The organism is Mycolicibacterium sp. MU0050 (assembly GCF_963378085.1).
Lineage (GTDB): Bacteria > Actinomycetota > Actinomycetes > Mycobacteriales > Mycobacteriaceae > Mycobacterium > Mycobacterium wendilense.
Map to the genome: position 1 here is coordinate 2,745,201 of NZ_OY726395.1, position 17,601 is coordinate 2,762,801.

16 protein-coding genes are annotated in these 17,601 nt (G+C 71.0%); 2 read left to right on the top strand and 14 right to left on the bottom strand.

From position 1 onward, the window contains the following. Positions 1-14: 14 nt before the first annotated feature. The 9 genes from R2K23_RS12860 to R2K23_RS12900 all read right to left on the bottom strand — a co-directional run bounded on the left by R2K23_RS12860 (position 15) and on the right by R2K23_RS12900 (position 10,807). Positions 15-1,028 (bottom strand): endonuclease/exonuclease/phosphatase family protein, encoded by a 1,014-nt coding sequence (locus R2K23_RS12860; RefSeq protein ID WP_316509985.1) that lies wholly within the window; start codon positions 1,026-1,028, stop codon positions 15-17. Positions 1,029-1,059: 31 nt separating this feature from the next. Next, entirely contained in the window at positions 1,060-1,935 is an 876-nt protein-coding gene (locus tag R2K23_RS12865) for a sugar phosphate isomerase/epimerase family protein (RefSeq protein WP_316509986.1), read from the bottom strand. Between the two features lie 191 nt (positions 1,936-2,126). After that, positions 2,127-3,521, bottom strand: coding sequence for an RsmB/NOP family class I SAM-dependent RNA methyltransferase (locus R2K23_RS12870; protein ID WP_316509987.1), 1,395 nt, complete (start codon positions 3,519-3,521; stop codon positions 2,127-2,129). Beyond that, positions 3,518-4,441: a methionyl-tRNA formyltransferase gene (fmt, locus tag R2K23_RS12875; RefSeq protein WP_316509988.1), complete on the bottom strand. Its 924-nt coding sequence runs from the start codon at positions 4,439-4,441 to the stop codon at positions 3,518-3,520. The genes R2K23_RS12870 and fmt overlap by 4 nt, the downstream gene beginning before the upstream one ends. A 9-nt stretch (positions 4,442-4,450) precedes the next feature. Continuing rightward, on the bottom strand, positions 4,451-4,987 hold the full coding sequence (locus R2K23_RS12880; protein ID WP_316509989.1) for a LemA family protein: 537 nt from the start codon (positions 4,985-4,987) through the stop codon (positions 4,451-4,453). Further along, complete coding sequence (locus tag R2K23_RS12885; RefSeq protein ID WP_316509990.1) at positions 4,981-6,780, bottom strand: DUF2207 domain-containing protein; 1,800 nt, start codon at positions 6,778-6,780, stop codon at positions 4,981-4,983. Before R2K23_RS12885 ends, R2K23_RS12880 begins: the two co-directional genes overlap by 7 nt. 92 nt (positions 6,781-6,872) lie before the next feature. Beyond that, on the bottom strand, positions 6,873-8,843 hold the full coding sequence (locus R2K23_RS12890; protein WP_316517254.1) for a primosomal protein N': 1,971 nt from the start codon (positions 8,841-8,843) through the stop codon (positions 6,873-6,875). Positions 8,844-8,893: 50 nt separating this feature from the next. Further along, positions 8,894-10,048, bottom strand: a complete 1,155-nt coding sequence (locus R2K23_RS12895) for an alpha/beta hydrolase (protein ID WP_316509991.1) — start codon at positions 10,046-10,048, stop codon at positions 8,894-8,896. A gap of 75 nt (positions 10,049-10,123) precedes the next feature. Beyond that, a complete protein-coding gene (locus R2K23_RS12900) occupies positions 10,124-10,807 on the bottom strand; it encodes a lysoplasmalogenase (protein ID WP_316517255.1) in 684 nt (227 codons plus the stop codon). Between the two features lie 81 nt (positions 10,808-10,888). Here R2K23_RS12900 and R2K23_RS12905 point away from each other — a divergent pair, with 81 nt between their 5' ends. After that, the gene (locus tag R2K23_RS12905; protein ID WP_316509992.1) at positions 10,889-11,824 is read left to right on the top strand and encodes an alpha/beta hydrolase; all 936 of its coding nucleotides are present in this window, start codon (positions 10,889-10,891) and stop codon (positions 11,822-11,824) included. A gap of 9 nt (positions 11,825-11,833) precedes the next feature. Continuing rightward, entirely contained in the window at positions 11,834-13,312 is a 1,479-nt protein-coding gene (locus R2K23_RS12910) for a flavin-containing monooxygenase (protein ID WP_316509994.1), read from the top strand. Between the two features lie 20 nt (positions 13,313-13,332). Here the strand turns inward: R2K23_RS12910 and metK are convergent, their stop codons facing one another. The 5 genes from metK to mihF form a co-directional block, all read right to left on the bottom strand. Beyond that, on the bottom strand, positions 13,333-14,544 hold the full coding sequence (gene metK / locus R2K23_RS12915) for a methionine adenosyltransferase (protein ID WP_316509995.1): 1,212 nt from the start codon (positions 14,542-14,544) through the stop codon (positions 13,333-13,335). A gap of 110 nt (positions 14,545-14,654) precedes the next feature. After that, positions 14,655-15,893: a bifunctional phosphopantothenoylcysteine decarboxylase/phosphopantothenate--cysteine ligase CoaBC gene (gene coaBC, locus R2K23_RS12920; RefSeq protein ID WP_316509996.1), complete on the bottom strand. Its 1,239-nt coding sequence runs from the start codon at positions 15,891-15,893 to the stop codon at positions 14,655-14,657. Between the two features lie 16 nt (positions 15,894-15,909). Continuing rightward, on the bottom strand, positions 15,910-16,224 hold the full coding sequence (gene rpoZ / locus R2K23_RS12925) for a DNA-directed RNA polymerase subunit omega (protein WP_396891922.1): 315 nt from the start codon (positions 16,222-16,224) through the stop codon (positions 15,910-15,912). 65 nt (positions 16,225-16,289) lie between these two features. Further along, entirely contained in the window at positions 16,290-16,868 is a 579-nt protein-coding gene (gmk, locus tag R2K23_RS12930) for a guanylate kinase (protein WP_316509997.1), read from the bottom strand. 7 nt (positions 16,869-16,875) lie between these two features. Then, entirely contained in the window at positions 16,876-17,193 is a 318-nt protein-coding gene (gene mihF / locus R2K23_RS12935) for an integration host factor, actinobacterial type (RefSeq protein ID WP_099022083.1), read from the bottom strand. Positions 17,194-17,601 lie beyond the last annotated feature (408 nt).

Below are 17,601 nucleotides of genomic sequence, written 5' to 3' on the forward strand. Positions count from 1 at the left end.
CGAGTGCGGGTGAACTAGTCGCCGCGCGGTTCGAGTCGCACCTCGGCGAGCACCCCGTGGTGGTCGGAGCCGGGCAGGTCGACCCGGACGAAGGTCAGCGGGGTGGCGCCGCGGGTGAGGATCCGGTCGATGGCCAACGCCGGCGGATGCCACCTGTCAGCGGGATAGGTCGCCACGATCCCCGCACCGAGATGCTCCGCGGCATCGAGCAATTCCCCGTCTGCGGTGGTCCCCGCGGACACCAAGTCCCGGTAACGCCGATGGTCGTAGGTGGAGTTGAAGTCCGCGCCCACGATCAGGGGCCTCGACTCCGCGGCGAACACGGCGCCGATCCGTTCCAGATCCGTTGCCCACCGCCACGCCGGCTCAGGGTACGGCGGCACCGGATGCAGGGCGTACACCGCAACGGGTTCCGCCCCGGGCACCGTCATCACGGCGCGTAGGTTGTTGTGCACCAATTCCGGCAGCACCGTCGGCTCGGTGAGCGGGTGCCGCGCATAGATGCCGGCACCAGATCCGCCCATCTTCGGCTCGAGATGGGCGAACGGCAACAACTCCGCAATGCCCGCCGCCGCCAACCGGCCCACCGCCTCCTCGGTCAGCTCCGACACGGTCAGCACGTCCACCTGGTTGCGGCGGACCCGCTCCACGAGGGCGTCCGCGTCCGCCTCACCCAGCCGAATATTGGCCTGCAACAGGGTGATCGTCGGTGCCTCGGAGGCCACCGACGCGGGCGCTCCGAGGTAGAGCGGAAGTTGGGCGCTCACCCCCGCGGCCGCAACGACCGCGGCCATCGCGGCCGCCACCCACCAGCGCGCGGCGACCAACAACGCCACCGCCAGCAGTGCACCCAGGATGGCCAGCGGACTGAAGGAAGCCAGCAACGTCACGGTGGTGCTGACCGGGCCGAGAAAATGCACCAGGACGCCGACGGCCGCCGCAGCCGCGCACGCCAGCCCCAACCAACCCGCGATCAGATTGGGCCACCGGCGCCTCGTGCGGGCCGTCCGCACCGCGGAATCGATCACGGTGTCCCAACGCCTTCGTGGCCGGCCGAAGTCACGCGGACAGCGACACTCGATCAGAGTCAGCGACGGCGATCACCGGCCGTGCGGCCCGCAGCGCCGCGCGGGCCCGGACGACGGCCGGGGCGCGCCACTGAATGGGCGCCTCGATGCTGATCGGCACGCCGGGCAGCGACCGCAACATGGCGACCAGATCGATGGAGCCCTCGCCGGGGAACAGGCGCGCGTTGCGGCCCTGATACTGCAGCTCGTCCAACGAGGTGGGGCGCGGCGACGTGCCGTCGCAGATCTGGATGTAGCGGATCCAGTTCGGCGCCAACGCCTGCAGATCGGCAGCCGTGGCGTCGGTGCGGTCGTAATGCAATGCGTCGACGAGCAGGCCGACCTGCCGTTGCTCGCAGCGGCGCAGGATCGACGCGGCCTCCCGCAGATCGCGGACATCGGTCCACGGCATCGGCTCCAGATTCGGGACGACGCCGAAAGTGCCGGCAAACTCCGACAATTCGGCCAGGTTGTCGGCGAGCCGGTGATGATCGGGGTCGTTTCCGGTCACCAACACTTCGCGCGCCCCCAGATAGGCGCCGGTCTCGAGGAAGGGGCCGAACTCCTCGCGGACCCGGGTATCCGGGCGGAGCCGCAACACCTCGATGTCCAACAAAGACAGCCCGGTGTCGTCGAGGCGCTGCCGCGTCTCCCGGATCATCGGGGTGGTGCCGATGCTCGGGTGCCGCGGCTCGGCGTCGGTGGCGGGAATGAGACGCAGCCCGACCGCGTCGTAGCCGGCCTCCGCCGCGCAGGTGACCATCTGCGGCGGGCTGAACTCCAGCACGGTCAACGGCGCCAGCGAGACCTGTCGGACCGAGGGCCGGCCGGCGGTGCGCCCCGGTGGGTTACGTCGCAGGAAGTTCAACTCGATACTCCGATTTCTGTCACCGATAGGAGCCGAGTTGGGTGACTACACTCGACATCGGTTGAGTTCCATTGTCGGGGAAAGTCGATGACGATGGGCGGCTACCTTCCCCGCCCGGACGTGGCGCGGGCCACAGCCTGGTCAGATGCGCCGCAGAGCAGCCCGGTCAGATGCGCCGCAGAGCAGCCTGGTCAAACCCGCCGCAGAGCGGCGGCGAACATCGCGTCCGTGCCGTGCCGGTGCGGCCACAACTGCACCGCCCCCGCGGCCGCGCCGCCGGCCTCGACATCGGTCGCCGGCGCGAACAACTCGCGGGTGTCGAGGGCGACCACCGGCTGCCGGCGCAACGCGTCGGCGACGATGCCGGCCGTCTCGGCCAGATGCGGTGAGCACGTCGCATACACCACCACCCCACCGGGCCTGGTGAGCGCGATCGCCGAGGCGAGCAACTCCCGCTGCAGTTTGGTCAGCTCGGGAATGTCGCCGGGTTGTCGGCGCCAGCGCGCCTCCGGTCGGCGCCGCAGGGCGCCGAGCCCGGTGCAGGGGGCGTCGACCAGGACGCGATCGAAGCCGGGCTCCAGTCCGGTGTCGCGGCCGTCGACCCGCAAGACCTCCACCGCCAGACCGCGGGTGTTCTCCTCGACCATCTCCGCGCGCCGCGGTGCGGGTTCGACGGCGGTGACCGTCGCACCCTGCTGCGCCGCCAACGCAGCCAGCAGGGCGGTCTTTCCGCCCGGGCCGGCGCACAGGTCCAGCCAACGACCCTGGTCGGCACCGTCGAGGGCAGCCGACGTCACCGCGCGGGCCACCAGCTGACTGCCCTCGTCCTGCACCAGGGCCTGCCCGGCACGGATCGCGTCGAGCCGGCCCGGATCGCCACCGGCCAGATGCACGGCGTACGGCGAGTATTCGCCGACCACCCCGTCGACCGCGGTGGCCAACTCCGCGGCGGTCAGCGCGCCCGGGCGGGCCGCCAGATGCACGCCGGGGCGTTCGTTGTCGCTGACCAACAACGCCTCCAGCTCCCCGGCTCGGGCGCCGAGCGCATCGGAGAACGCCTGGGCGATCCACCGCGGGTGTGAATGCGCGAAGGCCAGGTGGCCCACCGGGTCGACCGCCGCAGCGGGCGCCAATTCGGCCACCCAGCCCGCTTCGTCCTTGGCACTGATGGTGCGCAGCACCCCGTTGACGAATCCGGCGCGGGCCGAATCGAATTCGATGCCCGCCTGCTCGACGGTGGTCGACACCGCGGCGTGCTGCTCGACGCGGGTACGTAACAGCTGATAGGCCCCCAGGCGAAGCAAGTCGAGCAGGACCGGGTCGATACGCTCGACCGGACGGTTCGCGGCCGCGACGATCACCGCGTCGAGCAGGCCGCGGCTGCGGCAGGTGCCGTACGTCAACTCCGTGGCGAAAGCCGCGTCCCGGCCGGTGATCTGGCGCTCGGCGAGCAGGGCCGGCAACGCGAGGTTGGCGTAGGCGTCGCGCTCGGAGACCGCCCGCAGCACGTCGAAGGCCGCCCGGCGGGCGGGATCCAGTGGGCGGCGCGCGGTACGTCCACGGCGGGGAGGTCGGCGTTCGGTCACGAAGCCGCCGCCTCGGTCAGCCGCGCCCCGCGCGCCCAGTCCGCCGCGGCCATCGACTTCTTGCCCGGGGGCTGCACGGTACCCAATTGCACCGGCTGCGAACCGGTTCCGACCAACACCCGGTTGCGTTCGACCCGGATCTGGCCGGGTTGCAGGCCATCGTCGTCGGCCACCGTCACCGGGCCGAGCTTGACGCGCAGCTCGCCGATCATGGTCCAGGCACCCGGATCCGGTGTCACCGAACGGATGTGGCGATCCACCACGTGCGCGGGCAGCGTCCAGCGCACCCGGGCGTCCTCGACGGTGATCTTCGGGGCCAGGCTGATGCCGTCGGCGCTCTGCGGCACCGCGGTCAGGGCGCCGTCGGCGATCCCGTCGAGGGTGGCCTCGAGCAGTCCGGCGCCGGACTCGGCCAACCGCTCCAGCAGATCGCCGGCGGTATCGGAGTCGCGGATCGCCTCGGTCACCACCCCGTAGACCGGCCCGCTGTCCAGCGCCGGCTCGATCTGGAAGGTGGTGGCACCGGTGACGGTGTCGCCGGCCGCGATGGCCGCCTGAACCGGTGCTGCACCGCGCCAGGCGGGCAGCAGCGAGAAGTGCAGGTTGACCCAACCCCGCGGCGGGACCGCCAGCAGCGGCTCCCGCAGCAACGCGCCGTAGGCCACCACCGGGCAGCACTCGGGGGCGAACTCGCGCAGTTCGGCGACGAACTCCTCGGAGTTGGGCCGGTCCGGTTTCAACACCGGGATCCCGTGGTCGGCGGCCAGCGCGGCGACCGGCGACGGCGCCACCTTGCCGCGCCGGCCCGACGCCGCATCCGGTCGGGTCAGCACCGCGACCACCTCGTGGCGCGGCGAGGCCAGCAGCCGACGCAACGCGGGCAACGCCGGCGTGGGCGTGCCGGCAAACACCAAACGCATCAGGCCAGTCTAGGGCTCGCTGCGGTAGTAATCGCGCTCGGTCACACCGGCCGAGCCCGCGACCAACATCCACGGGATGGTGCCCAGGGTGCGGTTCAGGGTCGCGACCGCGTCGTTGTAGTACTGCCGGGCGAAGGCGAGCTTGTCCTCGGTGTCGGCGAGGGTCCGTTGCAGATGCAGAAAGTTGTTCGAGGAATTCAGTTGCGGGTGGCCGGCTCCGAGTTCGAGCAGCTGCGCGAGCGCGATGTTGAGCTGCTGCTCGGCGGCGCTGCGTTGGACCACCGACGCGCCCGTGGTCGCCGAAGCCAGCGCGGCGCGCGCGGCGGTGACGCGGTCCACGATGGCCTGCTCGTGCTGAGCCACCGCACTGACCGTGCTCACCAGCGCCGGCACCAGCGCGGCGCGGCGGGTCAGTTGCACGTCGATGCCGCCGAGCGCCTCATCGACCCGGATATCGGCCGCGCGCAGCCGGTTGTAGCCGACCACGAAGGCGATCAGTACACCGAGTGCCACGAGCAGGGCCAGCGCCAGGACGAATGTCACCATGAGCCGCCGCCTCCTCCACCTCCGCCGCCCCCGCCGCCGCCGCTGCTGCTGGACGACGACGACTGGGAGGCGGTGTAGGCGCCGATGGACGACGACAACGCCGACTCGAAGCTATCAAAACCGGCGGTGCCGGACCCCGACGAGAACGCCTGACCGGAATCCGTGGAGTGGTACCACGTCGGCTCGGGTGCGGCCGTCCCCGTCGCCGCCTGGTACTTCTTCGCCCACAGCGCCGCGGCCCCGGCGGCCACGGCGAACGGCAGATAGGCGGTGTAGAGCTCCTTGCGGGCGGCGAAGTCGAATCGGGCCTCGGCCGAATCGGTCACCAGGATGCGGTGGAAACCGCCTGCCCGCGACCACAGTTCACGCCCGGCGGCGGTGCGCCGGGTACCGGTCCCGGCGGCCCAGGACCGCACCGACAGGAAGAAGAAGACAGCGAACGGGACCACCCAGATGGTGACCGGGAAGACCCAGCGGAAGGTCGCCATCCCCGCGCACCCCAACGCGACCAGGTTGGCCACCCGTACCCACAGTTCCGACGGTCGGGACTCCAGCAAGCCCTCGGTGCGGGCCCACTCGCGCAGCGCCGACTCCAGATCCGCCTTCGCCTCGGAGAGCCGCTTGCCGGCCGACACCGTCCCGTTGGCCTTGAATTCCCCGCCGGCCCGATTGATCTTCAACGCGGTGGCGACCGCGGCGCTGACCGGGTCGATACCCGACCAGTCCCGGACCCGGGCGACGTTGTGGATGGACCACTTCTTTTCGCCGTGCTGCCGCATCTCGATCAGCCCACGCTCGGCGAGGTAGAACAGTGTGGCGGTCAACGCGTTTCGGCTGACCGCCTCGGTGCGGATGTATTCGCACTGCACCGGGCTCAGGCCCTCGGGCGGGGCGTACTGCAGCGGGAACCCCGGCGACTCCTCGACGGTGCTGCGGTACATCAGCAGGGCCAGGGCCCCCGCCGCCACCGTGATGCCCAGCACCGACAGCACGCCCTGCACCGATCGGCCCAGGATGGGGTCCCAGCGGTAGGACCAGGGCAACTCCGCGCGCGCTGGGGTGGGCGTCTCGATTCCGGCCCGCACGGTCACCGGTGTGCGCGGCGCCAGTTCGGCCGCGCTCACACGCAGCGTGGTGCCGGCCGCATCCAGTACCAGGCAGGGCGCCCCGGTCCCGAACCCGACCGAACACTGGGCGCCCATCACGGGGCCGGGCAGGGTGACGGTGATCTCGGCGCGGTCGATGACGTTGTCCCACCCCGGCGCGATCACGTTCCAGTAGAAGACCGTCGGCGCGGCGGGTTCGACGGCGCCGATTCGACTGGCGAAGGTCTTGGCCGCCCCGGTGTCACCGGAGTCGAGCACGCCGGGCACCTGGTACCGGATCTCGAAGACGTGTTCGCCGTAGCTCAGATACCGGTCCGGGTCACCGATCTTGGCCACCCGGAAGCGCTCCTGCCCCGACCACTGCAGCTCGTACGGGATGTCCGCGCCGTCCATCAGAATCGAGGTGATGGCCGGCTCCTGCCGCACCCGCGGGCTGTTCGGGTTGGCCACATCCCAGTACCGGAAGATGCCGTGTCGGTCGCCGGGGAACATGGCCGTGATGGTCTCGGTCGCGTCCAGGTTGCCCTCGGCGTCGACGTGATAGTGCGCGCGGTACTCGGTGATGGTCACGGGATCCGCGGCCGGCGCACCGACGGCTCCCCCGCCGAACGCCAACGGCCACAACACCGCCAGTGCGACGACGATCGTCGCGGTCAGCCATCTGATGATCCGGCCGAACCAGCCCATCTGAGTCCCCCGCGTCCGCTGCGCACTTCATGGCCGCTCACACTTTATGCGCAAGGCGTTCTCCGCGTCGGGATCTCGCGCAGTCCGAGCCGCTAACCGAAGTGCAGCGGATCGATCTGCACCCGGACCGGGTCGTGCTCGCGGCGGGCGCTGAGCACCGCGGTGGCCCCGCGCAGCGCCGAGGCCAGCGCGAGGCCGTGCTCGCGGCGCACCCGCACCAGCATCCGCACAACCTCGGCCGCCGGGTCCAGCCCGGGCGGTCGGCGCGCACCCACCGGAAGGTCGACGGGCCCGAGCACCTCGGCGGACGCCACGGCCGGCTCCGCTCCCGTGCCGGGGATCCCGGCCTCCGCCAGCAGTGCCGCCACCGCATCGGCGGTGCCGTCGAGGGCCGCCATGTGCACGCTCGGCGGCAGGCCGACCTCGGCGCGGGCGTCGAGTTCGGCGCCGGCGGCCCCCACCGGATCCCACCGGATCAGCATCTGCACGGTCGGGATGGCGGCCTCGGTGACCACCACCACCGTGCCGCCGTCGGAATGCGGGCGAACCAGCGCCGCCGCGGCCAGCCACCGTCGCAGCGTGTCCTCGGCGGCGCGGAGGTCCTGCCGGCCCAGCAACGCCCAGCCGTCGAGCAGCAGCGCGGCGCCGTAACCGCCCGGCGCGGCGGGCTCCGCCCCGGGGGTGGCGATCACGAGGCCGGCCGGGCCGTCGACGGTACGCACGATCGAATCACCGGAGGAGGTCACGACCGGGACCCCCGGGAACGCCCGGCCGAACTCCTCGGCGGTCCGGCGGGCGCCGATCACGACCGCTCGGACCGCATCCGAGCCGCACCGGACACATCGCAGCGCGGGGTCCACCCGGCCGCACCACCGGCATTCCGCGCCGGCCGCCAGCCGGTCCGTCAACGACAGCGGGCCGGTGCAGTGCCGACACCGGGCCACGGTGCGGCACCGGGCACACGCCAGCGAGGGCACGTACCCGCGCCGCGGCACCTGCACCAACACCGACCGGTCGGCCTGCAGCGCGGTGCGGGCGGCCCGCAGCGCCACCGACGGCAGCCGCGCGGTGCGCGCCGCCGGATCGCGTTCCTGTTCGTAGCCGTCGTCGTCGAGTGCGACCACCCGCGGGGCCCGCTCGCGCAGCACCGCCCGCGACGCCACCAGGTCGTGCGCCCAGCCGCTGCGGACCAGGGCGTGGGCCTCGGCAGTCCGTGCGAACCCGCCGATCACCGCGGCGCAGCGGAGTTGGTGCGCACGCAGCATGGCGACCTCGCGGGCGTGGGGGTAGGGCGCCCGCGGTTCGGACAGGGTGTCGTCGCCGTCGTCCCACACCACGACCAGGCCCAGGTCGTGTACGGGCGCGAACACCGCGCTGCGGGTGCCGATGACGACGTGGGCGCCGCCGCGCAGCACCGAGAGCCAGCGCCGATACCGGGCGGTGGGACCCAGGCCCGCCGACAGCGCGACCACCACCTCGGCGCCGCAGCGCTCGACGGCACTGTGCCACAACGCATCCACGTCGCGCTGATCGGGAACGACGGCCAGTACCCGGCGTCCGCCGCGGACGGTGGCCGCGGCCATGTCGGCGATCCGGTCCGCCCAGGACTCGCCGGGCAGGGCCTGCCACACCGCCCGCGCCGCGCGGCCCTCCTCGAGCGCGGTCAGGAAGGCCGGCCCGCCGGCGTAGCGCTCCCACTGCTCGCGATCGGGCGCGGCGACCTCGAAAGAGGCTGCCGCCGATGTGGTTTCCTTCTCCACCCGGGCGTGGCGCGGCGGGATCGCCAGGCGCAGCACGTCGGGGCGGGTGCCGGCGTAGCGGGCAGCCACCGCGTCGGCGAGCCGCCGCACCTCGGCGGTGAGCACGCGTTCGGGCGACACCACCCGATCCAGCCAGCCGAGTTGCCCCTGATGGTCGGTGTTCCAGCGGCGTTCGAGGACGAACGCGTCGACCAGGCGGCCGTGGAAGCGCACCCGGACCCGCACGCCGGGCTGGGCGTCGTCGGACTGCTCCTCGCGCACCAGGTAGTCGAACTCGCGATCCAGATGCGGCACGGTGAGCATCGGCAGCACCCGGGCGATGGGCTCATGCTCGGCGGCCTTGCGTTCGGCGCTCACGGTGGTGAAGGTAGCCGACCCAGGTGGGTGTCGAGGAAGGCCACCAGCGTCTCGAACGTCGGCGCGGGCTCGGTACCGGTGGTCGTGCTGCCGTTACGGGTCCGGCGCACGGTCCGGCCCGGGGAGTGCCCGGGGTCGGACAGGTACCCGTCGGTGTGCCCCACACCGGGTATCAGTGTCAGGTTCGCGCTGACGCGCGCCCTTTCGTAGGCGTCGAACAGGATCTCGGATTGATTGAACGGCACCAGCGGATCCGCCATGCCGTGGGCGATGAACGCCGGCGGGCTGCCGGCGCGGACGTAGGCGGCGGGGTTGGCCTTCCGCACCGCCTCGGGGTCGGTCTGGATGGCGAACCCCATGAGTTCCGATTCCGGGGAGTCCGCGCCGTCGTGCCGGTCGCCGTGCGGCAGCCGGTGCGCGTCCATCGCCAGGAAATCGGTGGGACCGTAGAGGTCGACGACGGCCTTGACGGCGCTCGACTGCGACCCGTTGCCCAGGTCACCCTCCAGTTCCTCGGCCCCGGCCGTGAGCGCCGCCATGGTGGCGACCCACCCACCGCTGCTGTTGCCCATGGTCACGAACCGATCGGGATCCAGGCCGCACGCGTTGGCATTTGCCCGCAGATACCGGATCGCGGCCTTGACGTCGTGGACCTGCCCGGGGAACTTCACCTGGCTGCTGCTGCGCACGTTGAGGCCCACCACGGCGTATCCGCGCGGCACCAGCCACGACGCCACCCCCCGAGGGCCGATCATGCCGCTCAGCGAGGCCGGATCGAAGGGCAGCGGCACCGACGCCGGCGCGGGGGTGGGTTCGGCGGCCGGCGCGGCTTGCTGGGTGGTGCTCGGCGGGGGCGGCAGCGCGTCACCCTTGGTGTCGTCGCTGCGGAACGCCGAGCCCAGGTGATGGATCACCACCGGCACCGGTCCGTCGGCGGCCGGGGGCAGGTAGATGTCGAGCAGGTGCCCGCGGCCGACCGGCGCCGCATACGGCAGGTCCTGGTACACGAGGAAGTCGTCGGTGGCCACCGGCGCCGGCAGGGGCGCGGCCCGCTGCCGTGCGGTGCCCGCGCAGGCCGCCGCACCACCCAGGCCGGCCAACAGCGCCAACCCCGTACCCAGGAAGGCGCGCCTGCTCGTCGAACCCGACATGTGGTGGTCACCCCTTTTTCGTGCGCATCCGGCTGCGATCGACCAGGATACGAGCGCGGTCGGACGCGGCGGGGGCTACCGCGATGCGCCGGCGGCCGGCGCGCCGCGGCCGAAGAACAGTCCCGCGGTGATCAGCACCTGGGCCAGCGCGTAGAACCACCAGATGGGTACCGCCAGCAGCTGATCGTGGCGGATGAACTCGCTGATACCGATCATCGAATCCGACACCGCGAAGCACACCGCACCGGCCGCGGTCCACCAGGTCGGCAGCCGGGCCAGCAACGCGGCGCACACCATGGCCCCGAGCACCGCGATGTAGACCGTGACCGGCACCGTCAACCCGTCGGCCGCCAGTTGCGGCCAGAACCACACCAGCAACACCGCGCAGGCCAGCAGCACCACTGCCGCGGCGCCGGCCCGCCCGGGCGAGAACCGGGCCAGCGCGACCAGCACCCCCAGGTAGCACAGGTGCGCCACCAGGAAGGCGCCCAGCCCGCCGACGAACGACGGTTCCCACCACGGCATGGCCAACAGCAGGTCGCCCAGCGCGGAGAACAGCAGCGCGCCCAAAAGCCAGCGCCGCTCACGTATCAGCGGATGGCTCAGTGCGGCGGCGGCCAACAGCAGCGCCATCGCCGCCTTGACCACCGGCTGGCCCGGGAACTGTCCGGTCAGGTCGGTGCCGGCCGGCAGTCGCAGCGCGGCGATGAGCAGAAACAGTCCGTAGCCGGCGCCAACCACCGCGCCGGCGATCCACAGCCGGGATTGCCGCGACCGTGTCACCGAGGAGGGGGATACCACTCTGCGAAGGTAGCCGATGCCTACCGCTACGTTGAGCCCATGGCGACCATCGACCCCATCCTGCAGAAAGTTCTCGAGGCGGTTCCGTTCCGCCTGTCCCCCGACGACGGTCCCGAGGCGGTCCGCAAGGCGCTGCGCGATCTGCCCCGGACCCCGCTGCATCCGGGGATCCGCACCCAGGACCGGACGGTCGACAGCGCGGCCGGCCCCATCCCGATCCGGATCTACTGGCCGGCGGAGCATTCCGGCCCGGCGCCGGTGCTGCTCTTCCTGCACGGCGGCGGGTTCGCGGCCGGCGACCTCGAGACCCACGACGGGACCGCGCGCCAGCACGCGGTCGGCGCCGAGGCCATCGTCGTCGCCGTCGACTACCGGTTGGCGCCCGAACACCCCTACCCGGCCGCCGTCGACGACGCGTGGGCCGTGCTGACGTGGATCGCCGAGCACGCCGACGAATTCGGCGGCGATCCGCACCGGCTGGCGGTGGCCGGCGACTCGGCCGGCGGCAACCTGGCCGCGGTGCTCACCCAGTTGGCACGCGACGCCGGCGGACCGGAACTGAAGTTCCAGCTGCTGTGGTACCCGGCGCTGACCTGGGACACCACCCTGGGTTCCTACACCGAGAACGCCGAGGCCCCGATCCTGGATCTCGCGGCCATCGCCGGGTTCAGCGCCTGGTACGCCCCGGATCTGGACCTGACCGATGCGGCGGGGCTGCCCGCCACCCTGGCTCCCAGCCGGGCGGCCAGCCTGGCCGGGCTGCCGCCGGCCCACATCGCGGTGGCCGGCCACGACCCGCTGCGCGACGACGGCATCGTCTATGGCGAGCTGTTGGCCGCGGCCGGCGTCGAGGTCAGCGTGGATCACGCCGAATCGCTGATCCACGGGTATCTCGGCTACGCCGGCGTGGTGCCGGCGACCACCGAGGCCATGGATCGCGGCTTGTCCGCCCTGAGGGCCGCGCTGCACGCCTAGAGTCGGGGCATGGGTCACCAACCCGACCACCAGACCCTGATCGTCGGCGCCGGATTCTCCGGGATCGGCACCGCGATCAAGCTCGACGCCGCCGGGCTGCCCGACTATCTGATCGTCGAGGCCGGCCCGGAGGCGGGCGGGACGTGGCATTGGAACACCTATCCCGGCATCGGGGTGGACATCCCGTCGTTCTCCTACCAGTTCTCCTTCGAGCAGAGCCCCGACTGGAGCCGGACCTACGCGCCGGGCGCCGAGCTCAAGGCCTACGCCGAACACTGCGTGGCCAAGTACGGCATCGGCGAACGGATCCGGTTCGACACCACCGTCACCGGCGCGACCTTCGACGCCGCCGACAACCTGTGGCGAGTGTCCACCGACGCCGGCGAGCTCACCGCGCGCTACCTCGTCAACGCCGCCGGGGTGCTCAACGAGCCCAAGGCGCCCGACATCGACGGCGTGGACGACTTCGCCGGTCCCACCCTGCACACCGCGCGCTGGGACCACGGCGTGGAGCTGGCCGGCAAGCGCGTCGGGATCATCGGCACCGGCGCCTCGGCAGTCCAGGTGATTCCGGAGATCGCCCCGATTGTCCGACGGCTCACCGTATTTCAGCGCACACCCATCTGGTGCTTCCCCAAGGTGGATCTCCCGCTACCCCGGGCGGCGCGGCTGGCGATGCGGGTACCCGGCGGCAAACTGCTCGGGCGGGCGCTCAGCCAGGCCTTCGTCGAGGTGACCTTCCCGCTGTCGGCCCAGTACCACACGGTGTTCCCGATGGCCGGGCGCGCCGAGGCCGCCGGGCGGGCCTACCTGCGCCGCGAGGTGCGCGATCCGGTGGTGCGCGACAAGCTCACGCCCCGCTACGCCGTGGGCTGCAAACGACCCGGTTTCCACAACAGCTACCTGGCGACCTTCAACCGGGACAACGTCGCACTGGTCACCGAACCCATCGACCGGATCACCGGTTCGGGGGTGAGCACCGCCGACGGTGCGGGCCACGAACTCGACGTGCTGATCCTGGCGACCGGTTTCAAGGTGATGGACGTCGACAGCGCATCCTTCGCGCTGACCGGGCCGGCGGGGACCACGCTGGCGGAGTTCTGGAGCACGAACCGGATGCAGGCCTACGAGGGCGTCAGCGTCCCGGGCTTCCCGAACTTCTTCTGCGTGTGCGGCCCCTACGGCTACGTCGGATCGTCGTTCTTCGCGTTGATCGAAACCCAGACCCGGCACATCGTCCGGTGCCTGCGGCGTGCGCAGGCCGACGGCGCGACCCGCGTGGAGGTGCGCGCCGAGGCCAACGCCCGCTACTTCGCCGAGATGATGCGCAAGCGGCACCGCCAGATCTTCTGGCAGGACAGCTGCGCCCAGGCGAACAGCTACTACTTCGACAAGAACGGTGACGTGCCGCTACGTCCGGCGACGACGTGGGAGGCCGACCTCCGTAGCCGCCGCTTCGACCTCGACGACTACGTTTTCGCCAGCTGAGTCTTCACCGGGCGAGGTCGCTAGACGCTGGCCTTGAGGTCCTCGACCTTGTTGGTCTGCTCCCAGGGCAGCTCGACGTCGGTGCGACCGAAGTGCCCGTAGGCCGCGGTCTGCGCGTAGATGGGTCGCAGCAGGTCCAGGTCGCGGATCAACGCACCGGGACGCAGGTCGAAGACGCTGGTGATGGCCTTCTCGATGCGCGCCGGATCGACGGTCTCGGTGCCGAACGTCTCCACGAACAGCCCCACCGGAGCGGCCTTGCCGATCGCGTAGGCGACCTGGACCTCGACGCGTTCGGCCAGCCCCGCGGCGACCACGTTCTTGGCCACCCAGCGCATCGCGTACGCCGCGGACCGGTCCACCTTGGAGGGATCCTTGCCGGAGAACGCGCCGCCGCCGTGACGGGCCCAGCCGCCGTAGGTGTCGACGATGATCTTGCGGCCGGTCAGCCCCGCGTCGCCCATCGGGCCGCCGAGGACGAACTTGCCGGTCGGGTTGACCAGCAGCCGGAAGTCGGAGGTGTCCAGCGTGTCGTGGTTCAGGTCCGCCAGCACGGTGTTGACGACCTTCTCCCGGATGTCGGGGGTCAGCGTCAGGTCCAGGTCGATGCCGGCGGCGTGCTGGGTGGACAGCACCACGGTGTCCAGCCGGACCGGGGTGGTCCCGTCGTAGGCGACGGTGACCTGGGTCTTGCCGTCCGGGCGTAGGTAGTCGAGCACCCCGCTCTTGCGGACCTCGGTCAGTCGGCGCGACAGCCGGTGCGCCAGCGCGATCGGCAGCGGCATCAATTCCGGGGTGTCCTTGATGGCGTAGCCGAACATCAGCCCCTGATCGCCGGCGCCCTGGGCGTCCAGCGGATCGCCGGCACCCTCTACCCGCGCCTCATGGGCGGTGTCGACACCCTGGGCGATGTCCGGCGACTGGGCTCCGATGCCGATGTTGACGCCGCACGACGCGCCGTCGAAACCCTTATCCGAGGAGTCGTAGCCGATCTCGAGGATCCGATCCCGCACGGTCTGGGTGATGTCGGCGAACGCCTCCTTGGCGGTGGTGGTGACCTCGCCGACGACGTGCACCTGGCCGGTGGTGACCAACGTCTCCACCGCGACCCGCGACTTGGGGTCCTGGCTGAGCAACGAATCGAGCACCGAGTCGCTGATGGCGTCACAGATCTTGTCGGGGTGTCCCTCGGTCACCGACTCACTGGTAAACAGCCGACTCTTACCGCTCACGTTTCCGCCCTTCTGGCCCAGCTTCTGGTCCAAGATCGTTTAGTTCATCGAAGCTTATCCCGCTAGCGACGCAACCCTTCGGCGCACGCTGAGCGGCATCGTCGCGGGCGTTATCGGCCCCCGACCAACGCCGCGATCGAGTCAACGATACGACTCGCCATCAACGTCTTCGAGCCGTGTTCCAACGCCACTTCGGTCCCGTCGGCGCTCAGCAACCAACCGTCGTTGTTGTCGACCTCGAATGCGCGGCCATCGCCGACCGCGTTGACGACCAGCAGATCACAGCCTTTGCGCTGCAGTTTCGCGCGGGCGTGGAACAGCACATCGCCGTTGGCATCGCCCGTTTCGGCGGCGAACCCGACGATGGTGCGCATATTCGGCAACTGACCGTCGGCCCGCGCACGCACCGTCGCGGCCAACACGTCGTCGTTGCGGACCAGGTCGATCGAGCTCGGCTCCGAGTCGCCGCCCTTCTTGATCTTCGCCGCCGACACCACGGCGGGCCGGAAGTCGGCAACCGCGGCCGCCATCACCAGGACATTGGCCTGGGCGGCGTGCTTGGACACCGCGTCGCGCAGCTGTGCAGCCGATCCGATGCGGACCACGTCGACCCCGGCGGGATCGGCCAGTCCGGCGGTGTTGCCGGCGATCAGGGTGACCTCGGCGCCGCGCTGGGCCGCGACCCGCGCCACCGCGTAACCCTGTTTGCCCGAGCTGCGGTTGCCGATGAAGCGCACCGGGTCCAGCGGTTCGCGGGTGCCACCGGCCGTCACCAGGATTCGGGTGCCCGCCAGATCGTGCGGCAGCGCGTCGCCGCGTTCGAGCAGCAGCTGGGCGAACGTGGCGATCTCTTCGGGCTCGGGCAGCCGACCGGGCCCGGTATCGGCGCCCGTCAGGCGGCCGGCGGCCGGTTCGAGGACCACCGCGCCGCGCTTGCGCAGGGTGGCCACGTTGTCGACGGTGGCGGGATGCTGCCACATCTCGGTGTGCATGGCGGGCGCGAACAGCACCGGACACGTTACGGTCAGCAGGGTCGCGGTGAGCAGATCATCGGCGCGGCCCGCGACCGCGCGGGCCAGCAGGTCCGCGGTGGCCGGTGCGACGACGACGAGGTCGGCCTGCTGCCCGATCCGCACGTGCGGGACCTCGGGAACGTCCTCGAACACCCCGGTGCGCACCGGTTGACCGGACAGCGCCTCGAAGGTCGCGGCCCCGACGAATTTCAGGGCGGATTCGGTCGGGACGACCCGGACCTCATGGCCGGCCTCGGACAGCTGTCGAATTACCGAGCAGGCCTTGTAGGCCGCGATTCCGCCGGCTACTCCGACGATGATCCGTTTGGCAGCCATCACCGGTCGCCGCTCGCTACTCGCCTTCGGTGTGTTCGAGCAGGTCGCCGTGGATCTCGCGCATCGCGATCGACAGCGGCTTCTCCTGCAGACCCGGCTCCACCAGGGGGCCGACGTATTCGAGAATGCCGTCGCCGAGCTGGTTGTAGTAGTCGTTGATCTGCCGGGCGCGCTTGGCGGCGTAGATCACCAGCGCGTACTTGCTCGAGACCCGCTCCAGCAACTCATCGATGGGCGGGTTGGTGATGCCCAGCGGCGTGTCGTAGGCGTCGACTCCCGCGGCGTCGACCGCGTCGGTGGCGGTCAGGGTGTCGGCGTGCGTGTTAGTCACTGAAAAACTCTCCTGGCAGTTGCTGAAAGCACATTCTCGAAAGATCTGTTCTGGAAAATGCCGTCTCAAGGGCGCGTAAGCAGCAAGGATACCAATTCGGAGCAGGCGGTTTCCAATTCGCTGTTGACCACCACCACATCGAAGTCGCCCTGAGCAGCGATTTCTTCACGTGCGGTGGCCAATCGGCGCGCAATGACCTCCGGCGATTCGGTGCCGCGCCCCACCAGTCGGGCCTCCAGCACCGCCCAGCTCGGCGGCGCCAGGAACACCGAGGTCGCCGCCGGAAGCGCCTGCTTGACCGCGCGCGCCCCGGCCAGGTCCACCTCGATCAAGACCGGCCGGCCCTCCTGCACCGCAGCGCGGACCGGCTCCGCCGGGGTGCCGGAACGGTGCAGGCCGCCGTGGATCTCGGCCCATTCGAGCAATTCACCGCGGTCGATCAGGTCCTGGAACGCTGCGGACGTCACGAAGTGATAGTCGACACCGTCGACCTCGCCCGGACGCGCCGCCCTGGTGGTGGCGGACACGCTGAAGAACAGCCCGGGGACCCGATCTCGCAAGCAGCGCACCACGGTCGACTTTCCGACCGCGGAGGGGCCGGACAGCACGACTACGCGGCCGTCCGGTCCCCCGCTGGTGCCCACGACCCCCTTAGGAGGGGTCGAACTTTTCCAGCAGCGCCTTGCGCTGCCGGTCGCCGAGGCCGCGCAGGCGGCGGGTCGGCGCGATCTCGAGCTCGGTCATGATCTCCTGGGCCTTGACCTTGCCCACCTTGGGCAGGGCTTCCAGCAGGGCGGAGACCTTCATCTTTCCGAGGACCTCGTCGGTCTCGGCGTCCTTCAGGACTTGCTTGAGGTTGGTGCCGCCGCGCTTGAGCCGATCCTTGAGCTCAGCTCGGGCTCGACGTGCGGCGGCAGCCTTCTCCAACGCTGCCGCGCGCTGTTCGTCGGTCAACTGGGGAAGGGCCACGATTCCTCCATCTCATTGGTCCATCTAGGCCATTTAACACCGTTGGCCGGGTACTTCAGCCAGCGACGACGACCGTACCCAGGCTCTCTGACGAAATCTAACCCCACCCCCTGGTTACGGCGTCAAATCCCGGCGTCCCGGGCCCCCTCGAATCGGGGCCGCCCGGTGCTGCGCAGCGCCGGTTTCGGCGAGATCGCGCGGGTCGGCTGCCGTAACCGACTGCATTTCAAGACGTTTCGCCACGTGGAAGCCGTATTTGGTCCACCGGCCGCGCGGCCGGCCCACGTTGTGGGACCCGCGAACGGCGCCGAAAGAAAAATTTTGGCTGGTCCTGGGGTTTCGGGCGTGTCGGGCACCCCTGGACGTGGGTCGCGCTGCGAAGGCTGCCGGCGGCCGCGACCAGCGCGA

Coding starts and splice junctions, on each gene's coding strand:
- fmt (WP_316509988.1), bottom strand. CDS start 4,441: ATGCGTTTGGTGTTTGCCGGCACGCCCACGCCGGCGTTGCCCGCGTTG.
- R2K23_RS12880 (WP_316509989.1), bottom strand. CDS start 4,987: ATGGTGACATTCGTCCTGGCGCTGGCCCTGCTCGTGGCACTCGGTGTA.
- R2K23_RS12885 (WP_316509990.1), bottom strand. CDS start 6,780: ATGGGCTGGTTCGGCCGGATCATCAGATGGCTGACCGCGACGATCGTC.
- R2K23_RS12890 (WP_316517254.1), bottom strand. CDS start 8,843: ATGCTCACCGTGCCGCATCTGGATCGCGAGTTCGACTACCTGGTGCGC.
- R2K23_RS12895 (WP_316509991.1), bottom strand. CDS start 10,048: ATGTCGGGTTCGACGAGCAGGCGCGCCTTCCTGGGTACGGGGTTGGCG.
- R2K23_RS12905 (WP_316509992.1), top strand. CDS start 10,889: ATGGCGACCATCGACCCCATCCTGCAGAAAGTTCTCGAGGCGGTTCCG.
- R2K23_RS12910 (WP_316509994.1), top strand. CDS start 11,834: ATGGGTCACCAACCCGACCACCAGACCCTGATCGTCGGCGCCGGATTC.
- coaBC (WP_316509996.1), bottom strand. CDS start 15,893: ATGGCTGCCAAACGGATCATCGTCGGAGTAGCCGGCGGAATCGCGGCC.